General features: G+C 64.2%; 13 protein-coding genes and 1 tRNA gene. 8 read left to right on the top strand and 6 right to left on the bottom strand.

The annotated features are described in order from the left end of the window. Positions 1-2: 2 nt before the first annotated feature. Positions 3-845 carry a CPBP family intramembrane glutamic endopeptidase gene (locus BM269_RS01340; protein WP_090434851.1) on the top strand — a complete coding sequence of 281 codons (843 nt, stop codon included), beginning with the start codon at positions 3-5 and terminating at the stop codon, positions 843-845. On the opposite strand, the gene BM269_RS01345 is transcribed toward BM269_RS01340, so the two are convergent. Both BM269_RS01345 and queG read right to left on the bottom strand, forming a co-directional pair. Continuing rightward, positions 832-2,256: a GGDEF domain-containing protein gene (locus BM269_RS01345; RefSeq protein WP_211482647.1), complete on the bottom strand. Its 1,425-nt coding sequence runs from the start codon at positions 2,254-2,256 to the stop codon at positions 832-834. The two genes, BM269_RS01340 and BM269_RS01345, sit on opposite strands and share 14 nt — an antisense overlap. 52 nt (positions 2,257-2,308) lie before the next feature. Further along, on the bottom strand, positions 2,309-3,397 hold the full coding sequence (gene queG / locus BM269_RS01350) for a tRNA epoxyqueuosine(34) reductase QueG (protein WP_090435569.1): 1,089 nt from the start codon (positions 3,395-3,397) through the stop codon (positions 2,309-2,311). 41 nt (positions 3,398-3,438) lie between these two features. Between queG and tsaE the strand changes: the two genes are divergently transcribed. The 3 genes from tsaE to BM269_RS01365 are packed head-to-tail and all read left to right on the top strand — an operon-like array spanning position 3,439 to position 6,107. Continuing rightward, positions 3,439-3,924, top strand: a complete 486-nt coding sequence (gene tsaE / locus BM269_RS01355) for a tRNA (adenosine(37)-N6)-threonylcarbamoyltransferase complex ATPase subunit type 1 TsaE (protein ID WP_090434857.1) — start codon at positions 3,439-3,441, stop codon at positions 3,922-3,924. Continuing rightward, on the top strand, positions 3,888-5,357 hold the full coding sequence (locus tag BM269_RS01360; protein ID WP_090434860.1) for an N-acetylmuramoyl-L-alanine amidase: 1,470 nt from the start codon (positions 3,888-3,890) through the stop codon (positions 5,355-5,357). The genes tsaE and BM269_RS01360 overlap by 37 nt, the downstream gene beginning before the upstream one ends. Before the next feature lie 9 nt (positions 5,358-5,366). After that, positions 5,367-6,107, top strand: coding sequence for a D-hexose-6-phosphate mutarotase (locus BM269_RS01365; RefSeq protein ID WP_090434864.1), 741 nt, complete (start codon positions 5,367-5,369; stop codon positions 6,105-6,107). Here BM269_RS01365 and BM269_RS01370 read toward each other — a convergent pair. Both BM269_RS01370 and BM269_RS01375 read right to left on the bottom strand, forming a co-directional pair. Continuing rightward, positions 6,091-7,167, bottom strand: a complete 1,077-nt coding sequence (locus BM269_RS01370) for a carbonic anhydrase (protein WP_090434866.1) — start codon at positions 7,165-7,167, stop codon at positions 6,091-6,093. The two genes, BM269_RS01365 and BM269_RS01370, sit on opposite strands and share 17 nt — an antisense overlap. A 66-nt stretch (positions 7,168-7,233) precedes the next feature. Then, positions 7,234-7,878 (bottom strand): VTT domain-containing protein, encoded by a 645-nt coding sequence (locus BM269_RS01375; protein ID WP_090434868.1) that lies wholly within the window; start codon positions 7,876-7,878, stop codon positions 7,234-7,236. Between the two features lie 111 nt (positions 7,879-7,989). Between BM269_RS01375 and BM269_RS01380 the strand changes: the two genes are divergently transcribed. The 4 genes from BM269_RS01380 (at position 7,990) to BM269_RS01395 (ending at position 12,034) form a co-directional block, all read left to right on the top strand. After that, positions 7,990-8,895: a peptidylprolyl isomerase gene (locus tag BM269_RS01380; protein ID WP_373994370.1), complete on the top strand. Its 906-nt coding sequence runs from the start codon at positions 7,990-7,992 to the stop codon at positions 8,893-8,895. Between the two features lie 119 nt (positions 8,896-9,014). Further along, entirely contained in the window at positions 9,015-10,949 is a 1,935-nt protein-coding gene (gene mutL, locus BM269_RS01385; RefSeq protein WP_090434871.1) for a DNA mismatch repair endonuclease MutL, read from the top strand. Between the two features lie 7 nt (positions 10,950-10,956). Continuing rightward, complete coding sequence (gene miaA / locus BM269_RS01390; protein ID WP_090434874.1) at positions 10,957-11,910, top strand: tRNA (adenosine(37)-N6)-dimethylallyltransferase MiaA; 954 nt, start codon at positions 10,957-10,959, stop codon at positions 11,908-11,910. A 47-nt stretch (positions 11,911-11,957) separates the two neighbouring features. Continuing rightward, positions 11,958-12,034 (top strand) — tRNA-Met (locus BM269_RS01395). A gap of 62 nt (positions 12,035-12,096) precedes the next feature. Here the strand turns inward: BM269_RS01395 and BM269_RS01400 are convergent. After that, a complete protein-coding gene (locus BM269_RS01400; RefSeq protein WP_229204451.1) occupies positions 12,097-13,437 on the bottom strand; it encodes an HlyD family type I secretion periplasmic adaptor subunit in 1,341 nt (446 codons plus the stop codon). Then, complete coding sequence (locus BM269_RS01405) at positions 13,434-15,140, bottom strand: type I secretion system permease/ATPase (protein WP_090434877.1); 1,707 nt, start codon at positions 15,138-15,140, stop codon at positions 13,434-13,436. The genes BM269_RS01400 and BM269_RS01405 overlap by 4 nt, the downstream gene beginning before the upstream one ends. Between the last annotated feature and the right edge of the window lie 13 nt (positions 15,141-15,153).

A 15,153-nucleotide genomic window follows, 5' to 3' on the forward strand; every position in this document is an offset into this window, starting at 1 on the left:
CGATGCAACAAGCCATCCCATCCTCCCTGCCGCACGCCTTGCCCCTGCGTGCCCGACTGGCCCGTCATCCCCTGGTCCGCATCGTTGCCGGCACCGCCTGCGTCGCCGTGCCCCTGGTCGCCACCATGATGCTGGTCCAGGCGCTGGTGCCGAAAGAGATGCGCATCGCCTGGCACCACCTGCTGGCGGCGGCACTGTGCCTGGCCGGCTACCGCTTCTATGTGCGCCGCTTCGAGCAGCGCGACGCCGGCGAAGCTGCGCTGCAGGGCGCGGGACCCGGCCTGCTGCGCGGTCTCGGCATCGGCGCCGCGCTCAGCGTCGTTGTCGCGGCAGTCCTGGCGGCGGCAGGCGCGCTGGTTGTCACCGGCAGCAGCGGCTGGAGCGCCATCCTGAAGCCGCTGTCCGAGCAGGCCATGGTGGCAGTGATGGAAGAACTCCTGTTCCGCGCCGTCCTGTTCCGCATTGTCGAAGCCCGCTGGGGCACACGCACTTCCCTGCTGGTCAACGTGCTGCTATTCGCACTGGCCCACCTGCCCAATGAGCACATTACCGCGCTGGCGGTGCTCAACACCGGGATCGCCGGACTGGCCTTGTGCGCGGCCTGGATGCTGACGCGCAGCCTGTGGCTGCCGGTCGGCGTGCACTTCGCGTGGAATTACCTGTATGACGGCGTGCTGGGCATTCCGGTCTCCGGCCATGCCGCGCGCGGCTGGCTGCAGGTGCAGATGGCCGGCCCGGAATGGCTTGGCGGCGGCGCCTACGGGGTGGAAGGTTCGCTGGTGACCTTCCTTGCGTGGAGCGCAGCGGCCGCCCTGATGCTGCGCCGGGGTGTCAAACGCCCATGACAGCCTGATTGCGGCCGCCCTGCTTGGCGCGGTACATCGCCTCGTCGGCGCGCCGCACCCAGTGTTCGAAGCTCGCCTCGTGCTTGTCGCTGACGGCGATGCCAAGGCTGACCTGACAGCGGAAAAGCCGGTTGTCGTGGTTGATCTCGCAGCCCGCCACGCGTTCGCGCAGGCGTTCGGCAAAGACGAACGCCCCTTCCCGCCCGGTTTCCGGCAGCACGACCAGGAATTCCTCGCCGCCATAGCGCGCCGCGACATCGACTTCGCGCATCACTGAGCGGATGCAGGAAGCCAGCATGCGCAGCGCCGCGTCGCCGCCTGGATGGCCGTACTTGTCGTTGACCTGCTTGAAGTGGTCGATATCGAGCAGCACCAGGGACGAGACGTGACCGGAACGGCGCGCACGGTGCCACTCGGCATCGAGGTGGCCGTCGGCGGCCCGGCGGTTCAGCAGGCCGGTCAGCGCATCGGTGGTGGCCAGGCGCTCCAGGTCGATATTCATGCGCTGCATCTCGCTCAACAGGCCATCGGTCGAATCCTGCCAGTGCGAAAACAACTGGTAGCCGAAGAATGCGATGAAGATGATGATCGCGGCGAACACCCAATAGAAGATCCACACCGTCTGCCGGAATATCTCCGGCGCGTGGGCGGCATCGGCCTCCGCCAGGCGGATCGTGACGAAACCGTACATCAACACGCCGGCCGCCACCGTTGCCAGCATGCGCAGCACCGAACGGCGCGAACCGCCGCGCCGCTTGCGCATCAGCTTCTGGCGCAGCAACTGCCAACGATCCACGCGTGGCCACAGGATGGCCATCGCCGGACCGCCAATCAGCACGCTTTGCAGGAAGGAGCCCAGCCACCAGCCTTGCCAGACCGGCAGTTGCGCCCCCGCTGCCATGTGGCTGGTATAGCTCCAGATCAGGGCGCCGGACGAACCGAAGATGCTGGCCACGAAACAAAGCTGGATATAAAACAGCAGCGATGTCAGTTGGCGCAAGTCGCGCCGCATCACCATGGCGCGATAGCCGATCGCCAGGATGCTGAATCCGAGCGGGTTGGCGCAGGCAAACAACAGCGCCCAATGCAGGGGCATGCCGGCATACAGCGCCAGCACCAGGGTCGAACAATATGCAGGAATCGCACCCCACCACCAGCCCAGTGTGAGCGTCAGCAGCAGGCAGATCGGCAGCGGGGGATAAACGGTCACGTAGGCGGTGACGCCGCCCATGTTGACGGGCATGCCGGACCAGTTCCATTTGACCGTCGCCACGCCCAGCGCCACGCAAAGCAGCAGCAACAGCAGCCAGCAGCCAAAGATGGCGCGCTGTTCTGCCGCACTGCCATGCCGCCACACGTTCAAGGGCGACAATTCGCGATAACTCTGAACGGCTTCCGCAAATGGAGACAATTTGTCACTCGGGATTGTTGACCTGGACAGGTCAATTATGCCTTAGTGGTGCTTAGTGGTGCTGGCTGAGCGCCCATGCCACATGTTCCCGCACCAGTTCCGACGGATGGTTGCGGCGCGCCTGCAACGCGGCCAGGACGGCCGGATCGCCCTTGCCGCCCATGCGCGCCGCGTTGCCCAGGCCGACCGCCAGGTTGCGCAACCAGCGCTCATGGCCGATACGGCGGATCGGACTGCCCTCCATGCGGCGGTTGAATTCCTCTTCGGTCCAGGCAAACAGCTCGATCATGCCGGCGCTGCCCAGGGCGTGGCGCTCATCGAAGTCCGGCAGCGTGGCGCGCTGGGCGAACTTGTTCCAGGGGCAGGCTGTCTGGCAATCGTCACAGCCGTAGACGCGGTTGCCCAGCAAGGGCCGCAGTTCTTCCGGGATCGCGCTTTTGAGCTCAATAGTCAGGTAGGAAATGCAGCGCCGCGCATCCAGCTTGCCCGGCCCGAGAATGGCCTGGGTCGGGCAAATGTCGATGCAGGCGCTGCACTGGCCGCAGTGGGCGCCGGTCGGTTCGTCCACCGGCAGCGGCAGGTCAACCAGGATTTCGCCCATGAAGAACATGGAGCCCGCGCTGCGGTTGATCAGCAAAGTATGCTTGCCACGCCAGCCCAGGCCCGATTTTTCCGCCAGCGGCAGCTCCATCACCGGCGCCGAATCGGTAAACACGCGATATCCGAACTCCCCGACGGCCGCGCTGACCCTGTCGGCCAGCTGCTGCAGCCGCGCCCGCAACACCTTGTGGTAATCGCGGCCACGGGCATACACCGAGATCACAGCCTGGGTAGGATCGGACAGGCGCGCCGTTTCGCGCTCGCGCCAGCGCTCGTCGGCGGCGCCGGGCAGGTAATTCATGCGCGCCGTGATCACCCGCACCGTGCCCGGCACCAGTTCCGCCGGACGCGCGCGCTTCATGCCATGGCTTGCCATATAGTCCATATCGCCGTGCATGCCGGCATCCAGCCAGGCCTGTAACCCCGCTTCGGCAGCCGACAGGTCGATATCGGCGATCCGCACCTCCGCGAAGCCGAGTTCCAGCCCCCACGCCTTGATGCGGCTGGCTAATTCGTCTAAATTGGCTTGGGACAGTGACACGGCCTTACAATGCGGGGAAATCCAAACCATCATTTTATTCGATGCAGCACTTTAAATCCCATCTTCACGACGAAGCCGGTACTGCGGCGCTAGGCGCAGCGCTGTCGCGCGCCCTGCTGCCAGGCATGGCGATCTATCTGCACGGCGACCTGGGCGCCGGCAAGACGGCGCTGACGCGCGCGCTGCTGCACGCGGCCGGCCATGTGGGGCCGGTGAAAAGCCCGACATATACCCTGTCCGAGCCCTACCGCGTGAAAGTCGACGGCAAGCTGGCCAATGTGGTGCATTTCGACCTGTACCGCATGGGCAGTCCGGAGGAATTCCTCGACGCCGGCTTCCGCGAAGAGTTCAATCGCGAGAACGTTTGCATCGTCGAATGGCCGGAAAAGGCCGATGGCGTGCTGCCGCCGCCCGATCTTCATGTTTTCCTCTCTGTAGCCGGGTCCGGACGTGATGTAGAATTGCAGCCGTCTTCCGCTCTTGGTACGTCATGCCTGCAACGCCTCCAATTCGCTCCAAACCTGTAAGCCGCCGCACGGTGCTCAAGGCCGGCGGCACCCTGCTGCTGTCCGTGCTCGCCCCCATGAATGCGCAAGCTGCGCAGATCCTGGCTGTGCGCGTGTGGCCGGCGGAGGATTACACGCGCGTCACGCTGGAAAACGACACCGACCTCAAGGTCAAGCACTTCCTGGTTCCGGATCCCGACCGGCTGGTGGTCGACATTGAAGGCCTGGTGCTGAACTCCACGCTGAAAAGCCTGGTCGCCAAGATCGAGTCGAACGACCCGTACATCAAGGAAGTGCGCGTCGGCCAGAACCGCCCTAATGTGGTGCGGCTGGTGTTCGACCTGAAAGAAAAAGTCACGCCGCAGGTATTCACACTGGAGCCGGTCGGCACTTACAAGCATCGCCTGATTTTCGACCTGTATCCGGTCAAGGCCGCCGACCCGATCGCGGCGCTGATCGAAAAAGGTGAATGGTCGCAGGATGACAAGCCAGTCGACGGCACCGCCCCCGCTACCGGGCAACCAGTCCTGGCCGGCCAGCCGGCAATGCCCGGCCAGGGCGGCGCAGGCAGCAACGCCCAAGGCGTGGCGAGCCAGTCCACGGCGTCCGCGCCGGGCACCGGCACCACCGCACCCGGCCAACCGCCCGCCGTCGCCGCCCAATCCGGCAAGCCGGGCGCTGGCGAACCGGAGCCGGCACCGGTGCACCACAAGCCGGGCCAGAAAACCGGGCAGGAGAAAATGGTCCGCATGCTCACCATCGCCCTCGACCCCGGCCACGGCGGCGAGGACCCCGGTGCGATGGGCGCGCGCGGCAGTCGCGAAAAAGACATCGTGCTGGCAATCGCCAAGCGCCTGAAAGACAAGATAGAAGACCACCCCAACATGCGCGTCATGCTCACGCGAGACGGCGACTATTTCGTCCCGCTCGGCAAGCGTGTGGAGAAGGCCCGCAAGGTCGACGCCGACCTGTTCGTCTCGATCCACGCCGACGCCTTCGTGAAATCGAGCGCTCGCGGCTCCTCGGTCTTCGTGCTGTCGGAAAAGGGCGCGACCTCAAGCGCCGCACGCTGGCTGGCCGACAAGGAAAACCAGGCCGACCTGATCGGCGGCGCCAACGCCAAGGGCCACGACCCGCAACTGGCCAGCGTGCTGTTCGATCTCTCCACCACCGCCCAGATCAACGACAGCATGAAGGTCGGCAAGGCGGTGCTGGGCGAAATCGGCGGCATCAACAAGCTGCACAAAGGTTCGGTCGAGCAGGCCGGCTTCGCCGTGTTGAAAGCCCCCGACATCCCGTCGATCCTGATCGAAACCGCCTTTATCTCCAATCCGGAGGAAGAGGCGCGCCTGCTGGACGACGAATACCAGGACAAGATCGCGGACGCCATCGTCAAGGGCATCCGCCGCTATTTCGCCAAGAACCCGCCACTTTCGAAGAACCGGCTCACATAAGGAAAGCGCATGAACGAAGTCCGCATCTCCACACCCGAAGGCGCCGAGGCCACCATTTCCCTGTTCGGTGCACATTTGATGTCGTGGAAGACTGCGGACGGCAAGGAACGCCTGTTCCTGAGCCAGCGTTCAGCGCTTGACGGCAGCGCGGCCGTGCGCGGCGGCGTGCCGGTGATCTTCCCCCAGTTCGCCACGCGCGGCGACGGCCCGCGCCACGGCTTCGCCCGCACTGCCACCTGGCGCCTCGTCGAACAAGCCAATGACTGGGCCGAACTGGCACTGGCGCAAAGCGACCTGCAGCGCAACCATTTCCAATCCTGGCCGCGCGCGTTCGAACTGCGCCTGCGCTTTGAACTGAAGGCTGATGCGCTGGCCGTCCGCTACACCGTACGCAACACCGGCCAGCAGGACTTCAGTTGGGCCGGCGCACTGCACACATATTTCGCGGTGGCGGAATTCGACCAGGCAAAAGTCGACGGCATGCCGTTCAAGGGTGCGCTGGACGACATCCGCCCCGCCACCCCGCAACTACGCCTCGATACCGGCGCCGGCACGCTGCAACTGGAACAGCAAGGCTTTTCGGAATGGGTGGTATGGAATCCGGGAGCGCAAGGCGCGACGGCCACCGCCGACATGGACGACAGCGACCACCGCCGCTTTGTCTGCATTGAACCTGCCCGGGTAGACAAGCAGGTGCTGCAGGCCGGTGCCGAATGGACCGGCCTTCACACCATCAGTTTGATTCCTTGATCATGCGGCCGGAGCTGGCCTGGATCGGACGTGCATTGAATGGATACAGGCGGCTGAACAAGGCCAGTTGCGCAGGCGAAGCCTGCACCGACTCCTTCATCACCAGCCACAGCACGCCTTCGGTGCAGGGCGGCGTGGTCAGGGAACCCATGAAGGTATAGTAATCGCGGCGCTGCGGCAGCATGTCGTTCGGATCGAGCACGATGCTCGGCGTAGCCGTGTCGCCCTTCTCCAGCGGCAGGTTGTTCCACACGGTCTGGATGGTCGGTTGCGCCTTGCCGCGCTCCAGCAGCAGCGCCAGCACCGCCAGCCTGCCTTCGGGGTCCTTGTGCACCAGGTGCACCACCATCTCGAACCCCTTGCCGTTGACACGCTCCTCGGCCGGCCGATGGAAGTGGAATTGCTGCAGCTCGTAAGTGCGGCCCGCCACGCTCAGGTAATTGCCCGGACCGACCATCACCTGCACGGTATGGCCGTTATCGGTCACATTGAAGCCGGATGGCCGGTAATCGAATGAGATCTGCTCCAGGTCCACTTTCATGCCGTCGCGGATGTCGATCGGCGACTGGCGGCTGCCTGTCGAGCATTTCGCCCAATCCGAATTGATCCTCGACCAATTGGCCGGGCCGGATTCGCCCTCATAGGTCCAATGGGTGCCGTATACGCGCGGCGGCGGGGCCTTGGCAGCGACTTCCGCGGCGGCAGCCTTGACGGCTTTCTGCTTGCGCGCCTTCTCGGCAGCGGCGATGCGGGCGGCCTGGTTGGCGCGCATTTCGGCCAGGCGCTGGGCGATCTTTTCCGACAGCTCGGCCTCGGCGCGCGCTTCCTCCTCGCGCTGGGCAGCGGCAGATGCCGCCGCATTCTTGCGCACGGGAGGGACGTACTTCGGGCCGGCGCTCGAATTGGCCTCTTTTTCAATATTCGCCTTGTCCGCCGCAGCGGCAGCGGCCAGGTTGGGGCGAATGCTCGGCACGCCTTTCGAGGGCGCGGTGGCGGGATCGGCGGCGCCTGCTGTCCCGATGACAAGACAACAGGCCGACAGGGCGATCAAGTTACGCATGTTAAATCCGGAGGAGAGACTGTTACTCCGGTTAACGGTTGCGCTGCGGGAAAACTTGAGAGCGGCTTAACGCCCGAGCATGCGGCGGCCCAGTTTCCAGGCACCGCCCAGTGCCATCGGCACCACGGCCGCGCTGACGCCCACCAGCACGATGGCGCTCAAATGATCGCGCACCCAAGGGGTGTTGCCGAAGATATAACCGGCCACGCACAGCGACACCACCCAGGCCACGGCGCCGACCACGTTGAACAGCTGGAAGCGGCCATGGGTCATGTCCGACACCCCGGCCACGAACGGCGCGAAAGTGCGCACCACCGGCACGAAACGCGCCAGGATGATGGTCTTGCCGCCGTGCTTTTCGAAGAATTCGTGGGTGCGGTTCAGCGCATCCTTGTTAATCCACCGGTAATCATGGGTAAACACGCGCTGGCCGATCGCCTCGCCGATCCAGTAGTTGGTCGTATTGCCCAAAATTGCGGCAGTAGTCAACAGGAACATCAGCAGGCCGAGGTTCATTTCGCCGGTGGCGCAGAAGGCACCGGCAATGAACAGCAGCGTGTCGCCAGGGAAGAAGAACAGTACGACCAGGCCGGTCTCGCAGAACACAATGGCAAACAGCAGCGCATAGACATACACGCCATATTGTGCGATCAGGGTACCCATTGCACGATCCACGTGCACCAGCATGTCCAGCAATTGAACGAAATCCATTTATTAAAGTCCCAAAAGGTTGCGGCGGGAATCATACCAAACTGTCCATCTTACAGGCTAAAATTCCCCGGCATCTTAGAACCTGCTTAGAACCCCATAAAGGAGACATTAGTGAAAGCCACCATGCCCGCCGTTCTCGCGTTGGCCCTGCCCCTGGCCGCCATGGGCGCGTCCACCAAAGAATTGCCGCCCAAGCCGACTGTCGGCGACATCGTCAAGGCATCCCCGCAAGCGGACTGGCGCCAGCTGGACCCGGCCAACACCTTGTACATGGACCTGGCTGGCGGACGCGTGATCATCGAGCTGGCGCCGGCCTTCGCGCCGAACCACGCGGCCAATATCCGCACCATGGCCAAGGAAGGCTACTGGGACGGCCTGTGGATCTATCGCACGCAGGACAATTTCGTGGTGCAGTGGGGCGATCCGCGCGAGGACAAGCCGAAGGCTATCGGGACGGCCAAGGCCAAGCTGGAACAGGAATTCAGCGTGCCGATGAAGAACGACACCCAATTCACCCGCCTGCCCGACAAGGATGGCTATGCGCCGCAGGTGGGCCACTCCAACGGCTTCCCTTCCGCGCGCGACCCGAAAACCGGCCAGACCTGGCTGGCGCATTGCTACGGCATGGTTGGCGTGGCGCGCGGCAATGAATCCGACAGCGGCAACGGCGGCACCTTGTACACTGTGATCGGCAACTCGCCGCGCCACCTGGACCGCAATATCACCGTGGTGGGGCGTATCGTGAGCGGCATGCCGCTGCTGTCCGTGCTGCCGCGCGGCCCGGCGCCGATGGGCATGTTTGAGAAAGAGGAACAGTGGGTGCCGATCAAGTCGGTCAAGCTGGCGGCCGATGTGCCGGAGGCGGAGCGCTCGAAGTATGAAGTGATGCGCACCGAGTCGGCCAGCTTCAAGTCCGTGATCGAGGCGCAGCGCAATCGCGGCGGCCCATGGACCAAGCATGCGGCCGGCCATGTGGACTTGTGCAACGTCCCCATCCCCGTCCGCGAAGCGAAGTAAGTAAATAAGTAATTTTTGTCCCCCTCGGGGTCAGGAACGAAAGGGACATTTTTTGCGCTTGAACACTAAATGTCCACTTTCGTTCCTGACCCCGAGCGGACATTTATTATAATGTGGCAATGAACGCGCCGACCCCACCACGCCCGATCCGGGCCCTCCCAGACCAACTGATTTCCCAGATCGCCGCCGGCGAGGTAGTGGAACGTCCATCGGCAGTTGTCAAAGAGCTGCTGGAAAACGCTCTGGATGCCGGATCGACCCAGGTCACCGTGCGGCTGGAGGAAGGCGGCGTCAAACGCATTTGCATTACTGACAACGGCCGCGGTATTCCGCCCGACCAGATGCCATTGGCCCTGGCGCGCCATGCGACCTCGAAAATCGCTTCGCTGGATGACCTGGAAAACGTCGGCACCCTCGGTTTCCGCGGCGAAGCCCTGGCTTCGATCGCCTCCGTGGCGGCAGTCACCCTGACCTCCCGCACCGCCGACGGCGCCCATGCCTGGGAACTGGAAGGCTCGCACCAAGGAACGGTGGTGCCCTCGTCCGGCGCCCCCGGTACCACGATCGACGTGCGCGACCTGTATTTCAATACTCCCGCGCGGCGCAAGTTCCTGAAGTCCGAGCAGACCGAATACGGCCACTGCGCGGAAGTGGTGCGCCGCATCGCACTGGCGCGTCCCGATGTTTCGTTCACGCTCAGCCACAACGGCAAGACCGTCGACCACTGGATGGTCAGCGACATGGCCAAGCGCAGCGCCCAGATCCTGGGCAGCAATTTCGAAGAGGCGCGCCTGGCGCTGGACGAAGGCTCCGGCGTGCTGCGCATCCACGGCTTTGCCGGCCTGCCGACCGCCTCCAAGGGTCGCGCCGACAGCCAGTACTTCTACGTCAACGGCCGTTTCGTGCGCGACAAGCTGCTGGTGCACGCCGTGCGCGCCGCGTATGAAGACGTGCTGCATGGCGACCGCTATCCATCCTATGTGCTGGCACTCGACCTCGACCCGGCCCTGGTCGACGTGAACGTGCACCCGTCGAAAATCGAGGTGCGTTTCCGCGACGGCCGCGCGGTGCACCAGTTCGTGTTCCACGCCGTGCAGCGTGCGCTGGCCGCAACCTCGGCCACCTCGCACGGCAGCGTGCCTTCGCCGCTGCCGGCCGCGGACAAGCTGCAGGCATCGGGCCCCATGTGGCGCCCGCAGGAGCAGACCAGCTTCGGCTCGATCCTGAATCCGGAATATCGCCCGACCTTCTCGCCATCGCCTTTCGGCGCTGCGGGCAATGGGGGTGTAGCCCAGAACACGGAGCGCTACGGCGCGCTGTGGTCGAACGACCCGCGCGACAATTTTGCTCCGGGCGCAACGGCAGCTGACGGCGGCAATGGCTTCCGCGCCTCCGCCGACTACACGCTGCCGCAAGCCACGTCGATTACCGCTTCCTCGGCGCAGATGGCCGGCGAAGAATTCCCGCTCGGTTTCGCCTTGGCGCAACTGCATGGCATCTACATCCTGGCCCAGAATAGCAAAGGCCTGGTGCTGGTCGACATGCACGCCGCGCATGAGCGCATCCTGTACGAGCAGCTGAAGAACGCGCTGGACGCCCAGATCGACGGCACTGAAATGTCCGTGCAGAACCTGCTGATCCCCGTCACCTTCTACGCCGATGCGGTGGAAGTGGGCACCGTGCAGGAACACGGCGATACCCTGAAAACACTGGGATTCGACATCGCCGTGATGTCGCCGACCACGCTGGCCGTACGCGCCGTTCCCGCCTTGCTGAAGAACGCCGACGCCCAGGCCCTGGCGCGCGACGTGATCCGCGACGTTCGCGAATACGGCGGCTCGCGCGTGCTGATCGAGCGCCGCAATGAACTGCTGGGCACCCTCGCCTGCCATACCGCCGTGCGTGCCAATCGCATCCTCGCGGTGCCGGAGATGAACGCCCTGCTGCGCCATATGGAAGCCACCGAGCGCGCCGACCAGTGCAACCATGGCCGCCCGACCTGGGTGCAGATCGACATCAACGCGCTGGATAAACTCTTCCTGCGCGGGCAGTAAATAGATAATGAACCAGCAGTCCAACAAGCGCCCGCTGGCGGTCGCCATCATGGGGCCGACCGCGTCCGGCAAGACCGCCGCCGCGTTGGCCATCGCACAGCAGGTGCCGTGCGAGATCATCTCCGTCGATTCCGCTTTGGTATATCGCGGCATGGATATCGGCACCGCCAAGCCTTCGAAGGAAGAACTGGCCGTCGTGCCGCATCACCTGATCGATATCATCGACCCGCTGGATGCCTATTCGGTGGCCCAGTTCCGCACCGATACGCTGCGCCTGGCCGCTGAAATCGGCGCGCGCGGCAAAATCCCCCTGCTGGTGGGCGGCACCATGCTGTATTACAAAGGCCTGGCCGACGGCCTGGACGACCTGCCCGGCGCCGACGCCGCCCTGCGCGCGCAACTGGACGCAGAGGCGGCCCGCATCGGCTGGCCCGCCATGCACGCGCGCCTGGCGCAGGTCGACCCCGACACCGCCGCCCGCCTTAAGCCCAACGACTCCCAGCGGGTCCAGCGCGCTCTGGAAATCCATGCCCTGTCCGGCCAGCCGATGTCGGAATTGCTGGCCCAGCGCGAAAAGGAAGAATTGCCCTTCGACCTGGTGTCGTTCGCGCTTGAGCCTTCCGACCGCGCCTGGCTACACGAACGGATAGCGCGCCGTTTCGACATCATGCTCGATTCCGGCTTCCTGGACGAAGTGAAAACCCTGCGCGCGCGCGGCGACCTGCATCCTGGTCTGCCGTCGATTCGCTGCGTGGGCTATCGCCAGGCTTGGGAATACCTGGACGGCACCATCGACCATGCGGCGATGCGCGAAACCGGCATCATCGCGACCCGCCAGTTATGTAAGCGCCAGCTAACCTGGCTGCGCTCCATGCCGGAACGGATCGTGGTCGACTGCTGCGCCCCTGGCGCCAGCCTGCAATTGCAACAACAAGTGCTTGCAAAAATAGCTACAGCCTAATCTGTCCTTGACAGATCCTCGGCCGGCATCGATAATGCTGGCCTTGCGGTGATATAGCTCAGTTGGTTAGAGCATAGCATTCATAATGCTAGGGTCGGTGGTTCAAGTCCACCTATCACCACCAAAGGATTCAGCGAAAACCCGCACTGCACGCGATGCACTGCGGGTTTTTCGTTTTCCAGGCGCTCAGCGCTCACGCCCCGCGTGACGCAGCACCTGGCTGACCGGCTCGAGCAGGTATTGCAGTGGCGTGCGCTTCTCCCCTTCGATAAAAATCTCCGCCGGCATCCCGGCCAGCAGTTTCAGATCGCCCGCCTTGGCCAGGGATGCCGGATCGGCTTCCACCAGAACCGAGTAATAAGGAGCCTCCGTGGCGCGGTCGACCAGTCGATCGGCGGAGATGTAAATCACTTTGCCGCGCACCAGTTGCGTCGTGCGGTACTTGAAAGCGGTGAAGCGGATGTCGGCGGGCTGGCCACGCACGATGCGGCTGATGTCATCCGGCCGGATCCGGGCCTCGGTCACGAGGCGCGTGTCGTCCGGCACGATGTCCGCAATCGTTTCGCGCGGCGGGATCACCGTTCCGGGCACGGGGTATCTCAGGCCGATAACTTCGCCACTGGCCGGCGCGCTGATGACCTGGCGCGCCGACGCATCCACCGACTTGCGCTGCTCCTGTTCAATTTCGGACAAGCGCGCCGTCGCCACCTTGAGCTGGTCGCTCGCCTGTTGCCTGTATTCGCCTTCCAGCGCACTTACCCGCAGGTCGATGTCGACCATGCGCTGCTGGGCGCGCGCCAGCTCCGAGCGCCGCTCTTCGAGCTTGACGCCGTAATCGGCCAGCGCGCCTTCGATCTGGGCGATGCGGGTGGCGGAAACAAAGCCATCCTTGCGCAGCTTGTTGTGGGTGTCCAGGTCGACCTTCTGGAACTTCATCGATTCGCCTGCCTGCGCGAGTTGCGCGCGCAGGGCCACGACTTCTTCCGCCACCTTGTCCCGCTGCGCATGCAACAGCCGCACCTGCGCCACCAGGGCATCGCGCCGCGCGGCAAACAGCGCACGCTCCTTCGCGAGCTGCTCGGCCAGGCGCGGATCCGCTTGCGCGGCTTCAACCACGTCCGCCGGGAAACCGAGCGACTGCTGCATGCCTTGCTCAGCATCGAGCCGCGCCAGGCTGGCACGCTCGGTCTTGACGCGGTAATCCAGCCGGTTCTTGTCGGCATCGACCGACACGTCGCCCAGCACCAGCAAGGGTTCTCCCTGCTTCACGCGCTGGCCATCGCGCACCAGCACCTGGCGCACCATGCCACCCTCGGCATGCTGCACCGGACGGCGATTCAGGTCCACTTTTACATACGCCTGCGCCACCACCGCCGATGACAAGGGCGCAAACGTCATCCAGGCCGTTACCGGCAGCAGCCCGAAGATCACCACCGCCATGCCCCAATTTGCCAGGCGGCGCGCCTCGCCCAGGTGCAGCTGCATGGAATCGTTCGTCACCATCTGTTGCAGTGCGCTTTCCATCATGCCCTCCCTTCAGCTGCTCGCGGCATGGGGACCACCTGCGCCCCCGCCCTGCCCTGGCCCGACTGCATCGCCTGCATGACTTCCGGTACCGTGCCAAAATGCTGCACGCGGCCGGAGTCGAGTACCAGCATCTTGTCCATGTGCTGCACCAGGGTGCTGCGATGCGTGATGACGACCACCGTTACCTGCCCCTTCAGCTGCTTCAAAGCATCGGCCAGCGCCAGTTCGCCTGCGCCATCGAGGTTGGAATTGGGCTCGTCCAGCACCAGCAACTTGGGATCGCCATACAAGGCACGCGCCAAGGCAATGCGCTGGCGCTGGCCGGGCGAGAGCATCCCACCCATGCCCTCGATCTGCGTGTCGTAGCCTTGCGGCAGCCCAAGTATGAGCGCATGGACCCCGGCGCGTTTCGCGGCCAGCACTACCTGCTCGGCATCAACGGCACCCAGGCGGGCAATATTGTCTGCCACGCTGCCAGGGAACAACTCGACATCCTGCGGCAAATATCCCAGCCAGGGGCCAAAGTCCTCGCGCGGCCACTGGGCCAGGTCCACGCCGTCCAGCCGCACGGTGCCGGTATTGGCTGTCCACAATCCGGTGAGCAGGCGCGCCAGGGTGGATTTGCCGGCACCACTGGCACCGATGATGGCCAGCGATTCGCCCGGCTCCAGGTTGAGCGACACGCCGACCAGGATCGGGTGTTCGCTTTGCGGCGCGCGGAAGACCAATCCTTGCGCCGTCAGCCTTCCGGCGGGTGCCGGCAGCTTCATGCGTTCCGGTTGGCGATCCTCAGCATTCAGCAATTCGGATAACCGTGCAAATCCGAGACGTGCCTCGGCCAGCACACGCCAGCTGCCAACCACCTGCTCAACCGGAGACAACGCCCGTCCCAACAAGACAGTGGTGGCAACCAGGATGCCTGGCGTGCCTTCGCCACTGATCACAAGGTAGGCGCCCAGCGCCTGCATCAGGATCTGCACCATCTGCCGCACCATGCGCGTGAAAGCCGCCATCGCCACCGACTTGCGCGCGGTCGGCCCCTGCAACTCGGAGACCCGCGCGTTGAATGCCTGCCAGCGTGAGATCAAGGCATCACCCATGCCGAGCGATTGCACCACTTCGGCATTGTGAATCGATGACTCAAGATAGCGCGTGGCCTTCGCGGCTTCCTTCTGCAATGCTTCAATATCTCGACGCGTGATACGGTCGTTGAGCACAGCCAGTACCAGCATCAGAACCGAGGCGCAGGCCGCCGCCGCACCCAGCACCGGGTGGGCCAGCCAGATGACTGCGATGTAAACCACTGCCCATGGCGTATCGAACAACGCCAGCAGGCCGTGCGCCGAAAACAGGCTGCGCAAGGACGCAACGTCACGCAGTCCCTCCGATGGAACGCTCTCCGCGCGGCGCGCCGTCTTTGCCAGCATTACCTTGGCGACTACAGGCGAAAGATGTTCGGCGATCATGTTGCCCGCCACACCCTGCAAGCGGCTGCGCAGGTAGTCGAGCATCAGCATCAAGGCCAACGCGACTACCATGCCGAGCAACAGTACCAGCAGCGTTTCCTTGCTCTGGCTGGTCAACACGCGATCGAACACTTGCAGCATGAAAAACGCGGGCGCCAAGAGCAGCAGGTTGACGAGAAAAGAGAAGCCTGCGACAACGAAGAGCGGACGCTTAAGGAGTTGAAAGAGCGATTTCATGAGATTCACCCGT

The organism is Duganella sp. CF458 (assembly GCF_900113115.1).
In the GTDB taxonomy this organism is placed as follows: Bacteria; Pseudomonadota; Gammaproteobacteria; order Burkholderiales; family Burkholderiaceae_D; genus Rugamonas.